Source organism: Limnobacter sp. MED105 (assembly GCF_000170915.1).
Taxonomy (GTDB): domain Bacteria; phylum Pseudomonadota; class Gammaproteobacteria; order Burkholderiales; family Burkholderiaceae_B; genus Limnobacter.
In genome coordinates this window covers 1-18,683 of sequence record NZ_ABCT01000028.1, presented here as the reverse complement: position 1 = coordinate 18,683, position 18,683 = coordinate 1, and the positions used below count along the sequence as shown (strand labels likewise).

Below are 18,683 nucleotides of genomic sequence, written 5' to 3'. Positions count from 1 at the left end.
ATTAAGCTGTTTCTCGGCATCGAGTTGGTCCAGCGGAATAAAACGAGTGGACCAGCGGTACTCACGACGAAGCGAGTTCAGGGAATCCAAAATACCAGGCGCGGTCTCGTGAGGGAAGCCATTGATCGTGATTACACGGATGTGTTTATTGCCAATGCGCGGGGCCATGCCAGTGAAAAAGTCCTTGCTGCCCAAAATGGCATCCAAGTACATCGGCACAGCCGGAACGGCAACTGGGTGGCGTTCACCACTCAAACAGGTGTGCAGATAAGTTAGCAGCTCACCACTATTCATTTTGCGCAATTTCAAGTGCGCTGAAAAAGCGCCAATTACATCAGCCACAACGGCATTAAAACGCTCAAGAATTCGCTGATAAGTTGTTCCTGAAGAGATCCTGCCCTCGTGGGTGTCATCATCCACAAAAACAGCAGCAATGCGGCTCTGAAGCTCAGGTGGTGCCTGGTAAGTTAAACACATGGCAAAAATGCTGTCGTAGTGCGACTTTTCAGCTTCGTGCTGAGCCCGTCTCTCGGCATCAATCAGGCCAGTTACAGCGTCAGGGAAAAAGTTCAATTCAATCCCAGGATAAGAAGTGGCCGGTACCCGGATTGAATCTACATTCAGAATCCAGCCATTGCCCAACTTTGACAACGCATGGTTTGCGTGTGCTGACAATGCATTGAGCTCTTGAGGCGTAGAGGACCCAAGGTCATTGCCTCGGAAATACAAGCCCGTTGTAAACGATCCATCCTTGTTTAGAATTACGCCCTCATCAATCAAAGCAGCGTATGACAGCAAATCCGGCAAGCCTTTTGCGGTACTTCGGAATTCTTTGAGAGCCAACATGGTTGTGCTTCCTTATTGAATTATACATTTATAGAATTATTTATTTAAATACTTGATTAATGGTGCCGGTGCGCTTTGCGAAGCCTGCGCCGGGTAAAAATCTTGGTACGTAATGTGCCTTTTGTACACGTCGAAAAACTGGCAATCTTGTTTGGCCAGGTTCACCAAAACCATGTGTACAATCAGTGCAAATCCAATTCCAATCACGGCTGCCTGCCAACTACCGATACCGAAAATCAAAGCCGCCGAAATGACTCCATTCATCAAAGCCAGGCCCCTTTCAGCACCTCCAAGCAGGACAGGCCTGATTAGTGACTGGTGCATTGGGATTCTTCGTCTTCCGTCCATTCTTTAACCTCTTGTCTCTCGTTCGAAATTAGCAGCGGGCTAAAAGCCCGCGCTAAGTCAGCATTTAGAAACCAGCGCCGAACAGGGTTGTGATGAAACTAATAGCGCCAATCACGATGGCACCACCGAAAGCAATGCCCATCACCTTTTTGAAACCAGAGCCATGCTCACCAAAAGCCATACCAAGACCCGTAACAATCACGGAGATAAGAATGAACACTCGAGCAACAGGACCCTGAATTGATTGCAGGATAGTGTCCAGGGGGGCTTCCCAAGGCAAACCTGAACCGCCAGCACTAGGGCTTGCTGCCAGTACAACGTTTGTGAAAAGAGCGAAAGTCAGGAAAGCGACGAAATCGCGGGATTTTTTTACTAGCTTTGAAAATTTACTCATTTGGCGAAACCTCCATTAGTTTATGTTCGCGAATTTAGTATAGCGTAAGATTTAGTATAGCACAAGACATTGTTTGGATAAAAAACACACCTCCATATAAATTTGTGTTATTCCGCCACTCGGACAGGTTTGAACATGTACTCGCCCGTGTCGGGATCAACACCAATGACCTCAATCATTTGTTTGATCTTTCGACCTGTGGATGTTCGCTGAATTGAAATAACCACGTTTACAGCGCTTGCAACGACTGCTGGGATAGCAGGTACACCTGCCTCTTCGACCAGTTGAGACAATCGTGTAAGCGCCATTTCCGCACTGTTGGCGTGGATTGTTGCCAACCCTCCAGGGTGGCCGGTATTCCATGCTTTTAACAGGTCGTGAGCGGCTTTATCGCGAACCTCACCAACGCAAATTCGATCCGGCCTCAAGCGCATGGTGGCTCTAAGCAAATCGTTCATGTTTTTTGCTGAGCTCGTTCGTAGAGAAACCACATTTGGGCTTGAACATTGCAGTTCCAAAGTATCCTCCAGCATCACGATTCGGTCGTTCGGGCTGTATGTGCTGACAGCGCTCAAAATAGCGTTGGCCAGAGTTGTTTTACCTGTACCCGTACCACCCACAATCAGGAAATTGGATTTCTGTTTTACATGACTAATGATTGAGGCCCGGTGCTCTGGGGCCATGATGCCATCTTTAACATAGTCATCAAGGGTGTAAACAAAGTGAGCCTTCTTGCGAATTGCAAAAACGGGACTTTGGACAACAGGAGGCAACAAACCTTCGAACCGTGACCCATCCAGGGGCAACTCGCCTTCGATCACCGGGGCATTCACCGATGCTTCGAGGTTAAGCATGCCCGCAATCGTGCCAATGAGGCTGATAGCGCGATTTCTGTCCATCTGTCCCACTGGTTTCATGCCTGAATTGTGACGGTCCTCCCAAAGCTGCCCGTCTTGATTCAGCATAATTTCAACGACCGCTTCATCTGACAAAGCCGCCATGACTGTTGGCCCAAGCTCGCGGATAAGCTTTTCGTTTAGCCGCTTACGCTTTTCGTCTTCGAAGCTACCTTGCTGGGACTGTTCGACAATTTGTTCCACGATGTTTACACCCTGCATGACTTTTACTCCTTTTACTTTTATCTCGTACCACCAGCGCTGCTAAATGTGGAAGGGCGCTCCGCGTGTGTGCGAAAATGATTCATCGTTTCAGCCAGCTTACAAATCTCAGCCACTTTCAGAGAAACTTCAGATTCCTTTTGTTTGGCGCAAGCCTGAGCGATTTGTGCAACTTCATCTTTGTTCTGAGCAAAGTGTCTTCGAAGGGCCTTAATGTCCATTTCCAGGAACTCCGATTTAATAAACATTGGCCGCTCTGGATCGACGCGCTGGCCACGATCGGCAATGTAGCTGTTCAGCAAAGTGCCAACAGCTAACAGACCAAGCCCCACTGCGATCAGGAAAAAGGCCTGTGCCTTTTGAGATAAATTCTTATAAAATTTCATTTCACACTCCTTTTTTAAATATATTTGGGCAACGAAAAGTCGCCCGCCGCATCATTAGATTCATTATCCACAACAGCCTCGCTTTTTCCTGAATTTTCAGGGTCTAACCCGTTTTTTTTGCGATCATCCTCCAGCGCATGCCCTATTCCTTTTTTTGAGACTAGGTGGATCTCTTCCGCTATCAATTCCAAAACCTTCCTCGGCCTATATCCTTTCTCGTCCGATTCGGCAGTTTTAAATTCCCTCGTTCGGATTTGTGCTTCGATATACACAAAATCCCCTTCACCAAGACCTTTTACGACGTACTCAGCAAGCTTGCTGAAACACACTATTTTGTGCCATTCAGTGTGATTTTGTATAGTTGTTGCTATACTAAAATTAGCAACAGAGTCACCAGATGGAAGCAAACGCACCTCTGGCGACTTACCTAGAAAACCCTTTAAAATCACTTTGTTATAACATCTTAAAGACATCATCTAATCACTCCAAATGGTATAATTTAATTAGGTTGCTCATTAAGCTTAGTGGAAAACTCTGATTTTTTATTGCGGGTTGAAAATGAATTTTTCAAAGCTTCCACAAATTCTTTATACCTCCGATTTCCAACAATTTGAGCCGACGATTTATCCACAACTTCGGGCGTTGCAAAAAATAGAAATTGACAAGCCTGGTCCACAATTGCAATCAGCAGTTGAACATCATTATTTGCTTGATTCACACCTTTACCAAATCTTTCAAGCGAAGCGGCCATGCGTGCCTCGAACTCGATCAACTCTGCGGCCCTGCCTTCGGAGCGCAAAAACTCTTCAACGCATGTGCGCACCAAGGCTGAAACACTCATTCCTCGGTCTTTCGCCGCCAGCTCAAGCTCGGCGTACTGTGGGCCATCAAACCTCACTGTCGTTAAGCGTTTTTTGTCCATGTATGCGTTTCCGATATTGTTTTTTAGCTTTGAGTCTTAAGTGTATTCTCTGTTTTTCCCCATGTCAACAACAATTTGCGGGCAAATTGCAACCCTACCGTATTACACCCTTTATGTTCCACTAGCTTTAATTTTTGAGTGTTTTACCCCTTCTTTTGCGTTGTTCAATGTAGCCAGACCTGAAACACCAAACCCAAATTGGCCAGAATCAGGGCCTTAAGCATTCTGTTTAACCTTCTAAAACAAAAAATGGTTTCAAGTAGGTTACAACAGAGTTAAAAAAACTCTGTTGGTTACAACTAAGTTTCAAAACGGTTTCATGAGGTTTCAACAAGGTTAACTTCGAGTTTCAAGTACGTTACAAAAAACTTGCATTGTTTAAAAAAGTGTGAGCTAATATATCTGATGCTATACACCTGATTGATGGAAATGGATCAAGAAAACTACTTAAAAACAATCGTACCGGGCAGGAAAGGAGTGCTGAGAGACTACATGCCCGCCATCGCGCAACTTCGAAGTGAAGGATGTACGCTGATTCAAATTCAAAATTGGCTGAAAACACAAGGCCTTTCTGTTAGCCATGTTGCATTGAGCAAAAGACTGAAAAACAATCCAACCAACAAAAAGATCGTTACTCCAAAAGAAAAGGATGATAACAAAACAGAATCCCAAGAAAACAAACCAAATCTAAACCGTTTCAAATCTGGCCAAATCTCAACCAGGGCAGAGCGAGAAGCTTTCGCCAGCCAGTTCATTAAAGACAATACACTTCCACCCACTGTTAAACGGCGAATTGAAAAAAATGCCAAAAAGGAGCAATCATGAAAATAGTAGTTTTAAACTTTTCCGGTAATGTTGGAAAATCCACAATTTCTCGTCACTTAATCGCACCCCGTATTTGTTCAAGCGTTATTTCTATTGAATCAATTAATTCCGATGGAGACGAAGATAACGAGGCCCTGCGTGGTAAACAGTTTCAAACCTTAATGGACACGCTGGCCATTGAAGACGCGGCTGTAGTCGATGTTGGCGCATCAAACGTCGAAGATTTTCTTAACCGCATGCAAAGCTTCAAGGGCTCACATGAAGACTTCGATCTTTACATTGTGCCCACGGTCCCAAAGACCAAGCAACTCAAAGACACTATTTCTACTATCGACTACTTAGCAGAAATTGGCGTGCCAGCAAGCAAAATTCGAGTGGTCTTCAACATGGTTGAAATCGACGAAAACCCTGCAGAAGTTTTTGATGGGATCATTCAGTATGCCGAGCAAGCTGGAACATGCGTGGTCAGCCCTGATTTCGTGATTCACACCAATGAACTATTCGGAAAACTCAAAGGGACCGCAAATAGTATTGCCGCTATACTTGAAGACAAGACTGACTTCAAATTTGCAATCAAAGAGGCCACAGACCCTGCTGAGAAAGTAAGACTGAGCCAAGCTTTGGGTATGAAGAGGTTGGCTGCTGGGGTTCAAGAAGAGCTTGATTGTGTTTTTAAAGCTGTTGTTGAGGCTTGATCATGAGTGATGCTGTGGATACGGCCAAAGGCGTTTCAACCCAAGGGCGAAGCTTTACATCGGCCCAAGAGGCGCTTTTAGCCGAAGTACTGGGCGACGTGTTGGTGTTGTCCGACGAAGTAAAAAAACTGAAAGATGCCCTGCCCGGCTGCGCTCAAGAAATTAAGAACAGCGGGCAGAAAGCGGCTGAGATTGTTAATAGCCAGGTCATCAAGTCCGTGGGAGAAATCAAAGCTGAGAGCGCAAGACTTGAGGCCCAACACTTCGCACAAGCTTTCAAGGAAGAAACGGCCAAAACCTTAAAGTCATTTCACGAGCATGTGACGATAGCAGCTCCTGCCAGATGGAAATATCGCCTGGCAATGGGCCTTTTTGCGCAAGGGCTCTTATGCGCCATCGCAGGGGCCACTATCACCTACTTCGTTACTACCAATGCTATGTCTGAAGAGCAAAAGGCTGGTGAACAAATTCTACGAGCGATTCCTAAGCTCGATCCAGAAACCAAGAGAAAACTTATAAATGCAATGAAAACACCTCACAACAATTAATTAAATTTAATTAATTATTTATTTGTATAAATATTGCTTTAAATAAATGCATACCCAGATACAACAGTAGCGACACAAGAATGTGCCCAAGGCACAATTCGCAGGAATTTGGCGCGCAAAGAGTCTGAGTCCCAAGTGTCATAAGCCAATTCCGTTACAAAAAATAAGAACACCCCCACCCCACTTAAGTACAAAATGTCATGCAAAGGAATTTCAGTGAACCAGCACAACGCTGCCGAGAAAAGAAAATATGGAACGAAACGCAAAGTTAGTTCTTGATTTTTAGAAAAATCAGATTTCGCTACAACAATAAAACTCTCAACCACAACCGAAATCAACAGAGCCGCTATCAAGAAAACTGCTACAAAAATATTCATGTCATTCTCCTGTTTAAAATTGAAACGTCATAATTATTTCTTTAAATAATAACCCGGCACTACGCCGTTTTATTCCACCCCGACTTCATATAAGTTTCATTCACTTTTATGGGCCAGCTCAATAAATGGCTCAACGTTTAACTGACTTTGGTATAGCACCAGTTATATGTTTATTGCAAGCCATTTATAGTATTATTTTCAGTCACTTACCTTTTTTACACACAGCAAATCCGATAATTCAGACCAACCAGGTGCTAATTAAAAAAAGAACAATTAAATTAATAAACAAATATACATTTATATAATTATTTAAACATTTAATTCCTTTAGGTATCTTTCTACGGCAACTTCGATCAAATCCGAAGCTGTCCGGCCAGTGGTGGCCCCAGCAACCTTAATGCGCTTGTGCATTTCGGGCGACAAACGCATGCTCACTGTCACCTTTCCCGATTTCGCCGTTTTCGCAGCCAAGGCTTCGCTAATTTGCTTTACTTCATCGCGCAGCTTGCTTGTGTCCTTCGATTTCAACATGATTAATTCCCTTTCAAAATTGTTTGTATTTCTTCCAAAAGACAGTCGATTTCCCCTTTGGCCGCACTGTCGGATGTTTCAAAAATGGATTTCCCATCAGTAATCGATTTCTTGTAAGACTCGCGGTCGCAAACAACCGAGTTAAGTTGACGAATTCCATACTCATTCCATTCCCCGTCGAGAATTTCAGAACCTAACCTGGTGCCAGGTCGAATCCTTGTGGGAACAAAACCAGCTTCAACCTGGCCACCCATATCTTTGTAAGAACCAACCAAGTTAACAATCGCGCTTGCCCCCCAAACATCCAAGCCTGAGGGTTGAAGCGGAATAAGCACAAAATCAGCGGCATTAATGATTACCCCAGAAGTTTTCGCCGCCTTGGCTGGTGTATCGACGATGACCCAGTCCATGGACGAAAATGCTTTCAACCCATCTTTGATCGAGTCGGGTTTGTCCAGGCCAATCACTGGGGGCAAATAAGCACCCTCCCCGGCTGTTTCTCGCCAATCCCTGGCAGAACCTTGGGGGTCACTATCAACCAACACTACACGCTCACCCTGACGATAAAGGGCGCATGCCAGGCCGATTGATATAGTCGATTTGCCCGCTCCACCCTTTTCATTCATGACCGCTATTACTTTCATACTTTCCCCAATTAAATTAATATACAAATATTTAATTGCTACATTAAACAATTATATATGACTGTTGATAAGTTCACTAAGGATATCGTCCTCATCCAAAATATCTAATCTGGATGTCATTTCCCATAAAAACAAAGTCCTTATAAACGTAAGCTAAGATGATTTTAGTATAGCACAAGAAATATTTACTGCAAGCAATATTTATATAAACATTTAATTAAATTTCGTTACTCTTCTTGGCGCGCACATGAGCGGGAATGTTTAACGTAAAAAAGAATACATTTCCTCTAAACAATCGAACCGACTCAGCCTTGCCATCAAAAACAGCCTGGAGGTCATCGAGCGCCAGCTCAGCCTGAAGAACGTGTAAATTATTGTAGAGAGAAGGGGTCGCGTGCTCGATCGTCAAAGCACTAAGAAATTCGTCAGCAGTTGCGGGTCTTGCAGAACCCAGCTCAGCCAAAGTCAAGGGACAAAAAATGGCTGCTCCGCCATTAAGTACTCTAAACTTAGAAAAAAGCTCAACGGCAATCCGCGCAATATTCTGGCAATTTTCCACATGTTTTGCTCTGCTTACTCTATGCAATACAGCAGCCAGTTGCTTTTCCTCAGCTTTCATTCGAGACTTGAAAGCCTTAAAAGCACGCAGATCCTCAATTCCTTCCTCGGATTGCAAAAACAGAGAAATTGACGTGAAATCGTAGTAATCGGTGCGATTAAAAAACTTGCTGGTGTGATGCCAGGACACAGGCTGGAAGCGATCACGAATGTACTCAGCAGTAACTCCGCCCCTCAAGCGCCGGGCACATTCAGTTGCGGGATACTCACCATGTTCTTCCGCCCATACCGCCCTTACCGATTTCGAGTAACCCACGTATCCGGAATTCATAAAAATCTCCCATGTCTGTTGATTAGTTGAGTTTAGTATAGCACAAGTAATAATTATTGCAAGCAATTTTTACATAATTATGTATTTATTTAAATCAACTTACCCTAATGATGGTTTAAGGACATTCTTTGGCTTAACGCGGGGTATCCAAACAAAAGCCATTTACATTGGAGCACCTAGTATCAACCAACACTACCGCGGGGGGATGTAACCCCCCTTGGTTCCTCACCCATCCTTGCTCGTCCCGTTGGTCCTGCGCCCATGATGGGTCGAGGCTTTCTTAAGATAGGGCTAAAGCCCTTGTAAACATAAAACCATTAAAGCTAAACAAAACCCTTATATCCTGATTAGGTTCGTGTCTCACTCTGTTTCCATGGCTTGAATCGCTTGATTAGGTTCGTGTCTCACCCCATTTTTCTTATTTCTGCGGTACCAGGTAGCCCGGCTAATTCCCTCGGCCTTCCAAGGCTCGTCTGCTGTTTTTGATCCTTCAAACCGTACTGCGCCCGATTTAAGGCCCCGCAGACGCTGTATTTCGGGGGTGTGCGTCTTTTCTACATACTCTGCAAATGAACGGCCCCTACGGTCTGTTTTGCCCTCTACGCGTTGCTCCCAGGTCCAGTTGGCAATAGATTTGGCTACTGATTTAACTTCATTAACGGGTAGGGGAGGGCTGAAGGCGCTGTTCATAAGTTCGCCCTGCTTGCGAGTGCCCTGAATGAATTGCTCTTTGGAGCAAAAGTTTTTGTACTGTGCGTAAGCCCAATGCCGTAGGTTTTCAAAAAGATCGCAGTTCCGGCCAAACCCTGTGCTCCGCGTGGGTTTCGCCCCCAAAGGCGCGGCCCATTCTGCCAATTCATCCAGCTCAAATGTCTTTGCCCTGGCTATAACGTCATAAAAATCAGGCACTAGAGGATTTTTACACAGCAGGCCCGCGTAACTATGATCGCAGTTGTATCCAGCCGCACCAAAGCGGATTTTGAGGCCCATTTCAATATCGGCCAGGTAGCGAATCACCTTTGCTGAGCTGAGGCTGCTCAGGGGCACAGGCGCGGCCAGCTCATAGCAAACATGTGCTCGGCCAAAATTCTCTGCTGTTTTGTTGTAAGCCACCCAGCTTGGTTCGGGCAGCAGGATGCTCTCAAAGCCTTCCTGTTCCAGGTGTCTGATATTTGTATCAATATCGAATACAAGCTTTGTGGCCAGATTGGTGTGGTTAAATTGGATTAACCGCTTGTCCAATGCCTTCCATTTGGGGTACTCAAAAACCCCTTTTAATGGATCATCGCTAGCCAAGACCCGCTTGGGCAAACGGTTTGTGAATACTTTTTGAAGAATAGTCCTTGTGTCTTCAAGGCCTAACTCGAATTGGGGGGGCGCAAAACCCTGTTGATTTTTTTCTGTTTCAGGTGCTATTATTTGCATATAGGCGATTCCATTAGCCTGTTTTTTACACCCTGAACAAAATTTCAGGGTAGCTAGCTAAGAATCCACGGCGTGGAAACTGTTTGATTCTTAGCAAAATGTTCGCAAAGCAAAAGCCCGTCGCCAAACGGGCTTTTGTCTTTATAGGGCTAGGTCGCCCTGTTTCTTATTCCAGAATTCGAATTTCAATGTGGCTTCACCTACGCCACAATCCTCTTTCAAATAAGCCAGTACAGTTTCAAGCTTTTTAAAACGTCGAAGATCGCCACGCTTAGTGATAAGCGGCATTTCTTCGCCCGTTTTTGGTGTCATCACCAAAGCGAACCCATCACCCTGCCCAATGATTTGAACGCTTTTTATCGCGCCAGCCTTGGCCATCATTCGAAGTGAATCATGTCTTAGAATTTCTTGCATAGTTGCAACCTCAGTAAATCTTTAATGCACACCCAATATATCACGTTTTGGGAAAATATGAATTTTTTTTGAATTTTTCCAGTGTTTTTTTAAATGGGTCTGAAGCCCTTGATTTTGCTTGTTTTATGACTTCTTTAATGCTATATTTGGTGCTATATTAAACACGGAAATTGTATTATGAAGCGAGGGTTATTGGATCTGGTTGCCCAAAGCAGGGGGGTTTTTGACTCCGAAGATAAGGACAAAGATGTTCGGATTGCCCTGAAGCTGCCCTCGCGTTCAAACTCCAAGAATCGCGAAATTTCCAAGGCTTTTGGCAAGATGCAAAGTGTTTTGCGTTCAAGCAAATCCTCTGGCGGCTCCGGTCGGTCCGGTGCCCGTTCCAAGTTTCAAAAGGGTGTTGGCACAACCAGGCGCTCAGTCTCATTTCCAAACTTTCAGCGTGTGGCTGTTCGCTTCTCATTTTCCAATGCAAAGACTGCTGGCCAATGGGCCGCGCATGGAAAATACCTGGAGCGTGAATCTGCTCAAGGCGAAGAACTGGAAGCCGGAAAGAAACACGAGCCTACCCTTGGTTTTGGAAGCGGGGGAGACGATATTCCCCTTTCAAAGACCCTAGGTGAGTGGCAAAAGTCCGGCGATGAACACATGTTTAAAATGATTATTAGCCCTGAGTTTGGAGACAAGTTGGATTTAAAAAGGGCAGTCATTGAACAAATGCAATTCATGGAAAAAGATCTGGGCACCCGGCTGGAATGGGTAGCTATTGCGCACTACAACACAGATAACCCACATGTGCATGTGGCCGTTCGAGGCCGAGACGATCAAGGCAGAACATTAACCATTAATCCTAATTACATTCGTTTGGGCTCACGTATGAGAGCTCAGGAAGCTGCAACGCGTCAGCTTGGATACCGCACCCAAATCGATGTAACTGAAGCCATTGAGCGCCAAATTACACAACAGAGATTTACTGATATTGATCGCGATTTAATCAAAAAAGCGCGCGCCAATAGCAACAATATTTCTTTTGAATCAAAGCCGCCCACATCCCAAGAGGCCAGAGACAACCGCATTGTTCAAATTCGACGACTCACAGAGTTGGAAAAGATGGGTTTGGCCACACGCACGAAAACGCTTAGATGGACCCTTTCACCGGATTTGGAATCCGCCCTTCGGCAAGTACAAATTAGCCAGGATCGGTTAAAGACGAAATTTCAACATAGAGAAATGGTTTCAGATCCCAATGCACCGCTGGTTAACACGATCTTGCAAAAAGGCGACAGAGTTGCCGGAAAAGTTGTTGGAACTGGGCTTAACGAGGAGTCGAACAAACCCTATATTCTGATTGAGGGAGTTGATGGCAAGCTGCATTTTATGAGCCAAAATTCTAAGCTCGAAGAGTTGCGAGGCACTGGAAAAATTAAAGCGGGTGATTTTATTGAAATCGCAGTTAACCAAAAAGGGGTTCAATCTGTTAAAAATTATGGTCGGGAAATGGGGGTCGATTTTATCGATGATCAAATCCTGTTATTGCAACAAGTCCCAGAAAGATTGATTTCAACGCAAACCGTTGTTGGGCAATTTAGTGTGGCTATAAATGATCGCCTCGGAGTCCTTAGACAAGCCGGAATTGCCTTCGGTTCAGGACAAAACACCGGCCATGTAGATGCTTTGAAACTCGATGCATTTAATTTCCAGCAAAAAGGCTTGAAAACAAGTCAGTATGTTGGGTTCGATGGTCAGATTTTTGTCATTGAAGGCAAAGGCCGACGCAGTTTTGCTGCAAAAAATGCTCAAGGGCACGTAGTCCAAATCAACCATGATCACCTCAAAAAAATGGGGCTGAATCCACAATACGTCAAAGATAAAACGCTCGTATTCATCAATGAACCATTGTCACAAAAATCAAAATCGTTCGCGACCCTATTGAATCCAGAAAAAATGAGGCTAACAATTGAAGAGTCGAAGCCTAACAAATTGGATTTAATAATTCGTCAAATATCTACACTTCCAGCCAATCACCCCATGCAAGAGATAGTGAGCCAGCGTCGCGCAGTTTGGGCCGCTCGAGGAGTGGACTTAAGCGCTGAAAACTTTGCGATGAAAGCCGGAGGCTTTAAAAAGTCCCATGATCTACACGAAAGAGCGAAGAAGGAGGGGATTAAACCCGTGCTAAACGAACTATCACTTTCAAGAAACAAGTCTGTGGTTGAGCTTGAAACCAAGGCTGGTATGCAAGTCACTGGACGGGTGGTTTTGGTCAACAAAAAGGCAGACCAGACCGAAATCGTTGTGGATTCAGGCCGTGAACTCACTTTGATTCGCCAGCAATCCGGGCACGAAGTGGTCACTCTGGGGCAGCGAATTCAGGCCCGCGCAGTTGAGATTAACGAGAAAAATACGCAGCAAAGACTAACGCTTTGGCGCTTTGCTGATTTGGATTTGCAGCGAGCCAAAGCAAAAGAAAAAGGACATTCAAGATGAATATGAAAAAAATCGCGCTTGCATGCGCACTGGGCTTTTCGGCCAATGCAGCTTTTGCCGCCGTGTCTGCCACCGCGTCGATTACTTGTGGATCTGGCACCAATCAATTCGGTTACGGTTTTGGATATAGCACAACTCCTACAATCAATGTCACGGTGAATACTGGAGCCGATGCTGGCAAGCCCGGTTTGTTTTGGTTAGGCGTCCTAACGCCCGATCAACAAACAGCTCTTGTGTTGCCTTTGAATGGTCGCTGGGAGAAGTATCAAGGCGGGCTTTATCCTCCCCAAGGGCGATACGACAACGGGCTTCCAGCGAGCATTTCTCTTCAAATCCCAGTCCCGTCCTACGATCCGGAAAATGGCCAAGTCTTCAATTCAAGCCCGACGACGACTGCGCAATACATTGGGTATTCAGTTTATGTGGGGCATGGGGCACTTGATTCCAAGAGCTTGAAGCTGGTTGCGGATCGTCGGGCGTACCTGGACTCAATTCGCGAAGAGCGCATTGCCCAAGGCCGATGGTCGCCGCATTACGACAATGACGATCAGTACAAATGGGCACTTGCTCAAAAAGACATGACCGATTCTAACAAGTGGGGTGCGGTTCTGAGCATCCCATTTATTAACTGCCAACCCGACGATCAAGGAGGTTAACAAAGTGACTGAAAACATGAACCCAGAAGAAGATGGCGCGTTTGAAGAAACCGCGATCAGCGAAGAGGATGCGATGGCATCAATCGAAGATGAAAAACTGAGGGAGGCTGAAAATGGCGAAACCGGCGAAGGTTGAACGGGATTATAGGCAGGAGCTCACCGATAAAATCATCGAGCAAATGGAAAATGGAACGGCACCTTGGCTTAAGCCATGGGACCCATCGATGGCTGAGCGTCGATTGCCGTATAACCCCACCACGGACTCGATGTACAAAGGGGCCAACTCGATTGCACTGACAATCGAAGGTCGTGGAGATCCGCGCTGGATGACTTATAAGCAAGCCGCTGAAAAGGGCTGGCAAGTTCGAAAAGGCGAGAAGGGCACTCTTATTGAGTATTGGAAGTTTTCCGAAAAAGAAAAAGTGCTCGATGAAAACGGGAAGCCTGTACGCAATGCCCAAGGCGAAGAAATCACGCGCGATGTGAAGCTGCAGCAGCCTCGTGTTTTTCGAGCCGTGGTTTTCAATGCGGAGCAAATTGACGGCGTACCGGAGCTAAAGCGCGAAAAGCTTGGCTACCAGTGGGAGCCGATCGAGCGTGCTGAAAAGATTCTTCAAGCCAGTGGCGCGAAAATCATTCACGACCAATCGAATCGGGCCTTTTACAGCTCAATGATTGATGAAATTCACATGCCTGGCAAACAGCAGTTTCCAAGTCAGGCAGCATATTACTCCACGGCTTTGCATGAGCTGGGGCACTGGACTGGCCACGAGTCGAGACTGAACAGGCAACTGGGCAACAGCTTTGGTTCTCCTGAATATGCGAAAGAAGAGCTTCGGGCCGAGCTTTCGAGCTACTTCACCGCCGAACGTTTGGGAATTCCCCACGAACCGGGGCAGCATGCAGCTTATGTGAAGTCTTGGGTGCAGGCACTCAAAGACGACAAAAACGAGATTTTCAAAGCATCCAGGGATGCTGAAAAGATTACGGAGTACGTGATTGGGCTGGATCAAACCAAAGAGCAGAATATTTCAAAAGGTATTGAATTAGGCTTGTCTTCTGCGTCCCTAAAATCGGTTGAGATAAGCCAAGGTATAAGCATGGGTGGAGTGATGTCCCAAGCTAAAGAATTTGATTTTAAAGCAGAGCTTACAAACAAGGTTCTTTCAAATCTCGGCAGAGGCTTGCCGTGGGAAAAAATATCTTATTTATATGGACTTAATTCAGATTTTTACTCAGCAAATCCGAATTCTCACCGACTAGCTCCATACAATCCAATTACAAACGAATCATATACTGGCGTCACTGCGTTGACTTTAGCAATGAATGTTAACCCGGTTAGTGAAGATTTGGGCGGCTTGCCTAATCATGTCCGAACTGATCAGCGCTGGCTCAAAGCAGAAGATGTTGTGAGGCTTGGATTAAAGGTGCGCCCCAATGAAATGGGAACAGTGGTCGAAGTTGAAACGGGAACTAAAGAAGTTATCAAGAATACGTACTTTAATGCACAACAGTTGGATGGGATTAGTCGAACGCCCGAAAATTACCAATTTCCAGCTCGACTTGGAATAAATAGCACTCAGAATTTGCGATTGATTGACATTCAAAATAATCTAGAAAAAAAAGGAGTGTCAACTAAATTCTCTGCTTTTCATGAGCCTGAATTGTTTGTGCGCGAGCTTGTACGTCGGGTTGGAAACGAAATAGGTTTGGTTTCATCGACCACCCCAGTGTCACCAAAGGACATTGCAAAAAATGAGCTAAGAACTGAAATTGCCAGGTATCTAGTATCTGACCGTGTTGGAATCAAATTTAATCCGTCCTCCCCTTACTCAGCAGCTTTCCAGAAATATATGGATGGCGCTCATGAGCTTTTGGGAAGCGACAAAAATGAAATAATCAAAGCGATTTCTGACGCAGAAAAAATTAGCGCACATGTGTTGAGCCTCTCCCCAGAACGGAATCTGAAGCCAGAAAATTATCTGGCGATGGGAGGGCGAGCGGTTTACTTAAACGTGGATTTTAACGATAAAGCGGAAGTGAAATCATTGGGAGCGTTGTGGGATAGTGCTGAGAAAAAATGGTACATACCATACTCTGAAAGAGAGGTCTTCTCAAAATTTATGCCCAAGCCTGAACCTACACCAGAACAAAAATTAACTGTAATTCCAGTTTCGCGTGAAGAAAAAAAAGTCATTTTGGCCGTGCCTTTTAAAGAAAAGGAAGAAGCAAAAGCACTGGGTGCCAAGTGGGACAAAGAAAACAAAACCTGGTACGCGGGACCGGGTTCTGACTTAGAAAAGCTTGCGAGGTTTATGCCGAAAGCCGAAACTGTGCGGGAAAAATCTTCTTTCGATCCTCAAGCTGAATTTGCATCAGCCTTGAAAGCGGCTGGCTTGCAAGTTGAAGGGATGCCGGTCATGGATGGGAAGATGCAGCGTGTGCCCACTGTTGACGATAAACCCGGGCAAAGAAACGGCGCTTACGTGGGTTACACGGACGGAAAACCCAGTGGTTTCATCCAGAATTTTAAAACTGGCTTAAAAGAAAACTGGACCACTCAGGGCATGCAGCTCTCGCCTGCGGACATGGCTCAACTTCAAGCGCAAGCGGCTTTGGCCAAACAACAGCGGGCAGCGGAAATAGCAGAAACTCAAGGCAATTTTGAGGCTCTACCTGAAACAACATCGACGCCAAATAAATACCTGGAGCGAAAAGGCGTTGAAGCCCACGGGGTGAGGTTTGAAGGTGAAAGTGTTGTGGTACCTATGCGCGATGTGGACGGCAAGCTGTGGTCCATTCAGCGTATTTCACCCGATGCTGAAGCCCCCAAGATGTTTGAAAAAGGTGGCAAGAAGTTGGGCACCATGCATGTCATCGGGGAAGTAAAACCCGGATCTGAAATCTTGGTGGCTGAAGGTTATGCGACTGGGGCCAGCTTGCATCAAGCAACCGGCAAAACCGTGGCTGTCGCGTTTGATTCGGGCAATGTCGGGCCTGTGGTAAATGCCTTGCAACAAAGGTATAGCACCAGCCCTATTTTTATCATGGCCGACAATGACCGGCCCAACGCCAACCGGGGCAATGTAGGAGTTGAAAAAGCACTGGAAGCCGCTGAAAAATACAAAGTTGGTGTGGCGTTTCCGAAGTTCAAAGATCCCTTGGCCAAGGTGTCCGACTTCAATGATTTGCACAAATCCGAAGGCTTGAGTGAAGTCAAAAGGCAGGTGGAGTCAGCGATTTCGAAAACGCTTGAGCAAAGTCACAAAGAGGCAAAAGCCATGCTTCCAGCAAAGGAGATTAAGGAGGCCTTGCCAAATGGTCGTTACACCGGCCAGGTTGTAGGCAGCACTGCCTACCATGCGGCGCAAGACATTGGGGGCCGGGAAGGGGTAGTACACCCGGTCGCTGCACTGAACCAGGCACCTATGGCAGGCAAAATACAGACTGTTCAATACCAAAACGGCAAAGGTCAGGTCGTTGACCGAACCCCAACCAAGCAAAAGGAGTTGCAGCGTTAAAAAAAAGCCCCCAGCGGGGCTTTTTAAACAATGTCACGCTGCTTTTTTATTTTGCCGAGCGTGCCAAAGGTCATAAGCAAGTTGCATCTTCAACCACACTTCAGCAGCACCACCATGCGTTTGGCCAAGCCATCCCTCAAGCTTTAATGCCATCGATACAGACAAAGATGATTTTTCGTTAAGAAAACGAGACAGCGTAACTCTGTCCACGCCAATTTGTACCGACGCTTCTGAAACGGTTAGGCCCATGGCCGGCAAAACATCATCTTTCAAAATTCCACCTGGATGTGGAGGGTTAAACATTTCCATAATTGTTCCTTAGTGGTAGTCCTGGTAATCAACAACATAAGCATCGCCATTTTCAAACCTAAACGTCAGTCGCCAATTTTTATTTACTGTTACTGCAAAGTGACCTTTTAAGTCGCCTTTTAACTCATGAAAACCCCAGCCCGGGATGTTCATGTGCATTTCATCGCTTGCGCTATTCAGTGCGGTGAGCTGACGTCTCAATCTGACTTCATGAGTGGATTTAATACCCTTCTTGCTTCCATTTAAGAAGAATTCTTTCAATCCCTTATGTTTAAAATCTTTGATCATGAGAGTATTGTAACGCATCACGCTACATTATGCAAGTCCTTATTGTCAATAAACGGTGGTTTTTTGACATAAGTTGGGGCTGCGCTTTTAGACCTATAAAATTGCTTGCGTTTGTATAATAACTATGTACAATAATCTATGTGCATTAAACGGTAGTTTTTCAACAAACAAAGGAGCAATCATGGAAAGTGGATTTCAAAAATGGGTAGAGACGAACGCACCTAGACTAACCTTTTTGTGGGACTGGGAAAAAGAAGAGGTTGATTTGGAGATAGTTAAAAAATTTTTGAATGTGGCGTCGCACGGAGAAGCGGTGATGTGTCGTTTCATGGTCGGGGTTTGGCTGGGTAGAAACGAATTGAATTTCGACATTTTCGAAGCGCGCGGGGTGCTTGATCAAAAGCAGCTCCAAGTGGTGCTTGATTGGATCAAAACACCATTTTGGCCGTAACCATGAAATTTGGATACGCAAGGGTCTCGACTGACGACCAGGATTGCAGCTTGCAGGTCAGGGCGTTGACGAATGCAAAATGCGATCGTATTTTCGAAGAGAAGGGCACCGGAGCCCGATTTGATCGACCAGCTTTGCAAGAGTGTCTTTCGCATCTTCGCACTGGGGATTGCCTGGTTGTATGGCGTCTGGACCGTTTGGGTCGAAGCACCAAAGACTTGATTCAAACAGTGATGGATTTGAAAGCAAAGGGTGTGCAATTCACCAGCCTGCAAGAGGCAATTAATACTGAAACTGCTTCTGGGCAACTCACATTCCATCTGTTCGCAGCACTCGCAGAATTCGAGCGTAACCTGATTCGAGAAAGAACCATGGCGGGTCTTGGTGCAGCTCGTGCCAGGGGAAGGGTGGGCGGTCGGCCGGAAAAGCTTTCAGAAAAGGATCGCAAAAAAATTCGCCAGCTTGTCTCTGAAAACGCCGTTCCGATAAAAGACATTGCTCAGATGTTCTCGATTTCAAGGGGAACCGTCTACAACATCTTGAAAAATTAACGCTGCATATTTGTATTAAATTGTTGTTGCTTCTTGTATTGTTGGTGCTATACTTAAT

At 45.5% G+C, this 18,683-nt stretch carries 23 protein-coding genes and 1 pseudogene; 9 read left to right on the top strand and 15 right to left on the bottom strand.

What is annotated here, in order from left to right; genetic code table 11:
* From LMED105_RS15380 to LMED105_RS15350, 7 genes and pseudogenes are all read right to left on the bottom strand, one after another.
* Positions 1–846: pseudogene (locus LMED105_RS15380) on the bottom strand (transporter); the annotation flags it as partial.
* 36 nt (positions 847–882) lie between these two features.
* Positions 883–1,194: a conjugal transfer protein TrbD gene (gene trbD, locus LMED105_RS15375; protein ID WP_083797231.1), complete on the bottom strand. Its 312-nt coding sequence runs from the start codon at positions 1,192–1,194 to the stop codon at positions 883–885.
* Between the two features lie 64 nt (positions 1,195–1,258).
* On the bottom strand, positions 1,259–1,588 hold the full coding sequence (locus LMED105_RS15370) for a TrbC/VirB2 family protein (protein WP_008253069.1): 330 nt from the start codon (positions 1,586–1,588) through the stop codon (positions 1,259–1,261).
* Between the two features lie 107 nt (positions 1,589–1,695).
* Positions 1,696–2,706, bottom strand: coding sequence for a P-type conjugative transfer ATPase TrbB (gene trbB / locus LMED105_RS15365; protein WP_008253068.1), 1,011 nt, complete (start codon positions 2,704–2,706; stop codon positions 1,696–1,698).
* A 20-nt stretch (positions 2,707–2,726) separates the two neighbouring features.
* Positions 2,727–3,092 carry a hypothetical protein gene (locus tag LMED105_RS15360; RefSeq protein WP_008253067.1) on the bottom strand — a complete coding sequence of 122 codons (366 nt, stop codon included), beginning with the start codon at positions 3,090–3,092 and terminating at the stop codon, positions 2,727–2,729.
* A 14-nt stretch (positions 3,093–3,106) separates the two neighbouring features.
* Positions 3,107–3,568: a single-stranded DNA-binding protein gene (locus tag LMED105_RS15355; protein WP_008253066.1), complete on the bottom strand. Its 462-nt coding sequence runs from the start codon at positions 3,566–3,568 to the stop codon at positions 3,107–3,109.
* A 23-nt stretch (positions 3,569–3,591) separates the two neighbouring features.
* Positions 3,592–4,014 (bottom strand): hypothetical protein, encoded by a 423-nt coding sequence (locus LMED105_RS15350; protein ID WP_008253065.1) that lies wholly within the window; start codon positions 4,012–4,014, stop codon positions 3,592–3,594.
* A gap of 429 nt (positions 4,015–4,443) precedes the next feature.
* Between LMED105_RS15350 and LMED105_RS15345 the strand changes: the two genes are divergently transcribed.
* Genes LMED105_RS15345 through LMED105_RS15335 form a run of 3 tightly spaced genes read left to right on the top strand, consistent with a single transcriptional unit; the run spans position 4,444 to position 6,082 of the window.
* Complete coding sequence (locus tag LMED105_RS15345) at positions 4,444–4,839, top strand: hypothetical protein (protein ID WP_040513751.1); 396 nt, start codon at positions 4,444–4,446, stop codon at positions 4,837–4,839.
* The gene (gene stbB / locus LMED105_RS15340) at positions 4,836–5,534 is read left to right on the top strand and encodes a StbB family protein (protein ID WP_040513749.1); all 699 of its coding nucleotides are present in this window, start codon (positions 4,836–4,838) and stop codon (positions 5,532–5,534) included. The genes LMED105_RS15345 and stbB overlap by 4 nt, the downstream gene beginning before the upstream one ends.
* 2 nt (positions 5,535–5,536) lie before the next feature.
* Positions 5,537–6,082 (top strand): hypothetical protein, encoded by a 546-nt coding sequence (locus LMED105_RS15335; protein ID WP_040513748.1) that lies wholly within the window; start codon positions 5,537–5,539, stop codon positions 6,080–6,082.
* A gap of 38 nt (positions 6,083–6,120) precedes the next feature.
* Here LMED105_RS15335 and LMED105_RS15330 read toward each other — a convergent pair whose 3' ends face one another.
* The 6 genes from LMED105_RS15330 to LMED105_RS15305 form a co-directional block, all read right to left on the bottom strand.
* Complete coding sequence (locus LMED105_RS15330; RefSeq protein ID WP_008253059.1) at positions 6,121–6,459, bottom strand: hypothetical protein; 339 nt, start codon at positions 6,457–6,459, stop codon at positions 6,121–6,123.
* A gap of 309 nt (positions 6,460–6,768) precedes the next feature.
* Positions 6,769–6,990 (bottom strand): hypothetical protein, encoded by a 222-nt coding sequence (locus LMED105_RS15325; RefSeq protein WP_008253058.1) that lies wholly within the window; start codon positions 6,988–6,990, stop codon positions 6,769–6,771.
* Positions 6,991–6,992: 2 nt separating this feature from the next.
* Positions 6,993–7,685, bottom strand: a complete 693-nt coding sequence (parA, locus tag LMED105_RS15320) for a ParA family partition ATPase (protein ID WP_156799731.1) — start codon at positions 7,683–7,685, stop codon at positions 6,993–6,995.
* 166 nt (positions 7,686–7,851) lie between these two features.
* Entirely contained in the window at positions 7,852–8,523 is a 672-nt protein-coding gene (locus LMED105_RS15315; protein WP_156799730.1) for a hypothetical protein, read from the bottom strand.
* 360 nt (positions 8,524–8,883) lie between these two features.
* Positions 8,884–9,948 (bottom strand): replication initiation protein, encoded by a 1,065-nt coding sequence (locus LMED105_RS15310; RefSeq protein ID WP_008253055.1) that lies wholly within the window; start codon positions 9,946–9,948, stop codon positions 8,884–8,886.
* 141 nt (positions 9,949–10,089) lie between these two features.
* Positions 10,090–10,362 carry a hypothetical protein gene (locus tag LMED105_RS15305; RefSeq protein ID WP_008253054.1) on the bottom strand — a complete coding sequence of 91 codons (273 nt, stop codon included), beginning with the start codon at positions 10,360–10,362 and terminating at the stop codon, positions 10,090–10,092.
* A 177-nt stretch (positions 10,363–10,539) separates the two neighbouring features.
* Between LMED105_RS15305 and LMED105_RS15300 the strand changes: the two genes are divergently transcribed.
* The 4 genes from LMED105_RS15300 to LMED105_RS16570 are packed head-to-tail and all read left to right on the top strand — an operon-like array spanning position 10,540 to position 17,026.
* Positions 10,540–12,849, top strand: a complete 2,310-nt coding sequence (locus tag LMED105_RS15300; RefSeq protein WP_008253053.1) for a DUF3363 domain-containing protein — start codon at positions 10,540–10,542, stop codon at positions 12,847–12,849.
* Positions 12,846–13,505, top strand: coding sequence for a hypothetical protein (locus LMED105_RS15295; protein WP_008253052.1), 660 nt, complete (start codon positions 12,846–12,848; stop codon positions 13,503–13,505). Before LMED105_RS15300 ends, LMED105_RS15295 begins: the two co-directional genes overlap by 4 nt.
* 4 nt (positions 13,506–13,509) lie before the next feature.
* Positions 13,510–13,641 (top strand): hypothetical protein, encoded by a 132-nt coding sequence (locus tag LMED105_RS17100; protein ID WP_008253051.1) that lies wholly within the window; start codon positions 13,510–13,512, stop codon positions 13,639–13,641.
* The gene (locus LMED105_RS16570; protein WP_083797230.1) at positions 13,619–17,026 is read left to right on the top strand and encodes a zincin-like metallopeptidase domain-containing protein; all 3,408 of its coding nucleotides are present in this window, start codon (positions 13,619–13,621) and stop codon (positions 17,024–17,026) included. Before LMED105_RS17100 ends, LMED105_RS16570 begins: the two co-directional genes overlap by 23 nt.
* Positions 17,027–17,059: 33 nt before the next feature.
* On the opposite strand, the gene LMED105_RS15285 is transcribed toward LMED105_RS16570, so the two are convergent.
* The gene (locus LMED105_RS15285) at positions 17,060–17,335 is read right to left on the bottom strand and encodes a HigA family addiction module antitoxin (RefSeq protein ID WP_008253049.1); all 276 of its coding nucleotides are present in this window, start codon (positions 17,333–17,335) and stop codon (positions 17,060–17,062) included.
* 9 nt (positions 17,336–17,344) lie between these two features.
* Positions 17,345–17,623, bottom strand: a complete 279-nt coding sequence (locus tag LMED105_RS15280) for a type II toxin-antitoxin system RelE/ParE family toxin (protein ID WP_008253048.1) — start codon at positions 17,621–17,623, stop codon at positions 17,345–17,347.
* A gap of 181 nt (positions 17,624–17,804) precedes the next feature.
* On the opposite strand from LMED105_RS15280, the gene LMED105_RS15275 reads away from it, so the two are divergent.
* Positions 17,805–18,074: a hypothetical protein gene (locus tag LMED105_RS15275; RefSeq protein WP_008253047.1), complete on the top strand. Its 270-nt coding sequence runs from the start codon at positions 17,805–17,807 to the stop codon at positions 18,072–18,074.
* A 2-nt stretch (positions 18,075–18,076) separates the two neighbouring features.
* On the top strand, positions 18,077–18,625 hold the full coding sequence (locus LMED105_RS15270) for a recombinase family protein (protein ID WP_040513752.1): 549 nt from the start codon (positions 18,077–18,079) through the stop codon (positions 18,623–18,625).
* Positions 18,626–18,683 lie beyond the last annotated feature (58 nt).

Bases quoted from the DNA above. Each gene is read 5' to 3' on its own strand.
- trbD (WP_083797231.1), bottom strand. From the start codon at position 1,194: ATGGACGGAAGACGAAGAATCCCAATGCACCAGTCACTAATCAGGCCT.
- LMED105_RS15370 (WP_008253069.1), bottom strand. From the start codon at position 1,588: ATGAGTAAATTTTCAAAGCTAGTAAAAAAATCCCGCGATTTCGTCGCT.
- trbB (WP_008253068.1), bottom strand. From the start codon at position 2,706: ATGCAGGGTGTAAACATCGTGGAACAAATTGTCGAACAGTCCCAGCAA.
- LMED105_RS15360 (WP_008253067.1), bottom strand. From the start codon at position 3,092: ATGAAATTTTATAAGAATTTATCTCAAAAGGCACAGGCCTTTTTCCTG.
- LMED105_RS15355 (WP_008253066.1), bottom strand. From the start codon at position 3,568: ATGATGTCTTTAAGATGTTATAACAAAGTGATTTTAAAGGGTTTTCTA.
- LMED105_RS15350 (WP_008253065.1), bottom strand. From the start codon at position 4,014: ATGGACAAAAAACGCTTAACGACAGTGAGGTTTGATGGCCCACAGTAC.
- LMED105_RS15345 (WP_040513751.1), top strand. From the start codon at position 4,444: ATGGATCAAGAAAACTACTTAAAAACAATCGTACCGGGCAGGAAAGGA.
- stbB (WP_040513749.1), top strand. From the start codon at position 4,836: ATGAAAATAGTAGTTTTAAACTTTTCCGGTAATGTTGGAAAATCCACA.
- LMED105_RS15335 (WP_040513748.1), top strand. From the start codon at position 5,537: ATGAGTGATGCTGTGGATACGGCCAAAGGCGTTTCAACCCAAGGGCGA.
- LMED105_RS15330 (WP_008253059.1), bottom strand. From the start codon at position 6,459: ATGAATATTTTTGTAGCAGTTTTCTTGATAGCGGCTCTGTTGATTTCG.
- LMED105_RS15325 (WP_008253058.1), bottom strand. From the start codon at position 6,990: ATGTTGAAATCGAAGGACACAAGCAAGCTGCGCGATGAAGTAAAGCAA.
- LMED105_RS15315 (WP_156799730.1), bottom strand. From the start codon at position 8,523: ATGAATTCCGGATACGTGGGTTACTCGAAATCGGTAAGGGCGGTATGG.
- LMED105_RS15310 (WP_008253055.1), bottom strand. From the start codon at position 9,948: ATGCAAATAATAGCACCTGAAACAGAAAAAAATCAACAGGGTTTTGCG.
- LMED105_RS15305 (WP_008253054.1), bottom strand. From the start codon at position 10,362: ATGCAAGAAATTCTAAGACATGATTCACTTCGAATGATGGCCAAGGCT.
- LMED105_RS15300 (WP_008253053.1), top strand. From the start codon at position 10,540: ATGAAGCGAGGGTTATTGGATCTGGTTGCCCAAAGCAGGGGGGTTTTT.
- LMED105_RS15295 (WP_008253052.1), top strand. From the start codon at position 12,846: ATGAATATGAAAAAAATCGCGCTTGCATGCGCACTGGGCTTTTCGGCC.
- LMED105_RS16570 (WP_083797230.1), top strand. From the start codon at position 13,619: ATGGCGAAACCGGCGAAGGTTGAACGGGATTATAGGCAGGAGCTCACC.
- LMED105_RS15285 (WP_008253049.1), bottom strand. From the start codon at position 17,335: ATGGAAATGTTTAACCCTCCACATCCAGGTGGAATTTTGAAAGATGAT.
- LMED105_RS15280 (WP_008253048.1), bottom strand. From the start codon at position 17,623: ATGATCAAAGATTTTAAACATAAGGGATTGAAAGAATTCTTCTTAAAT.
- LMED105_RS15275 (WP_008253047.1), top strand. From the start codon at position 17,805: ATGGAAAGTGGATTTCAAAAATGGGTAGAGACGAACGCACCTAGACTA.
- LMED105_RS15270 (WP_040513752.1), top strand. From the start codon at position 18,077: ATGAAATTTGGATACGCAAGGGTCTCGACTGACGACCAGGATTGCAGC.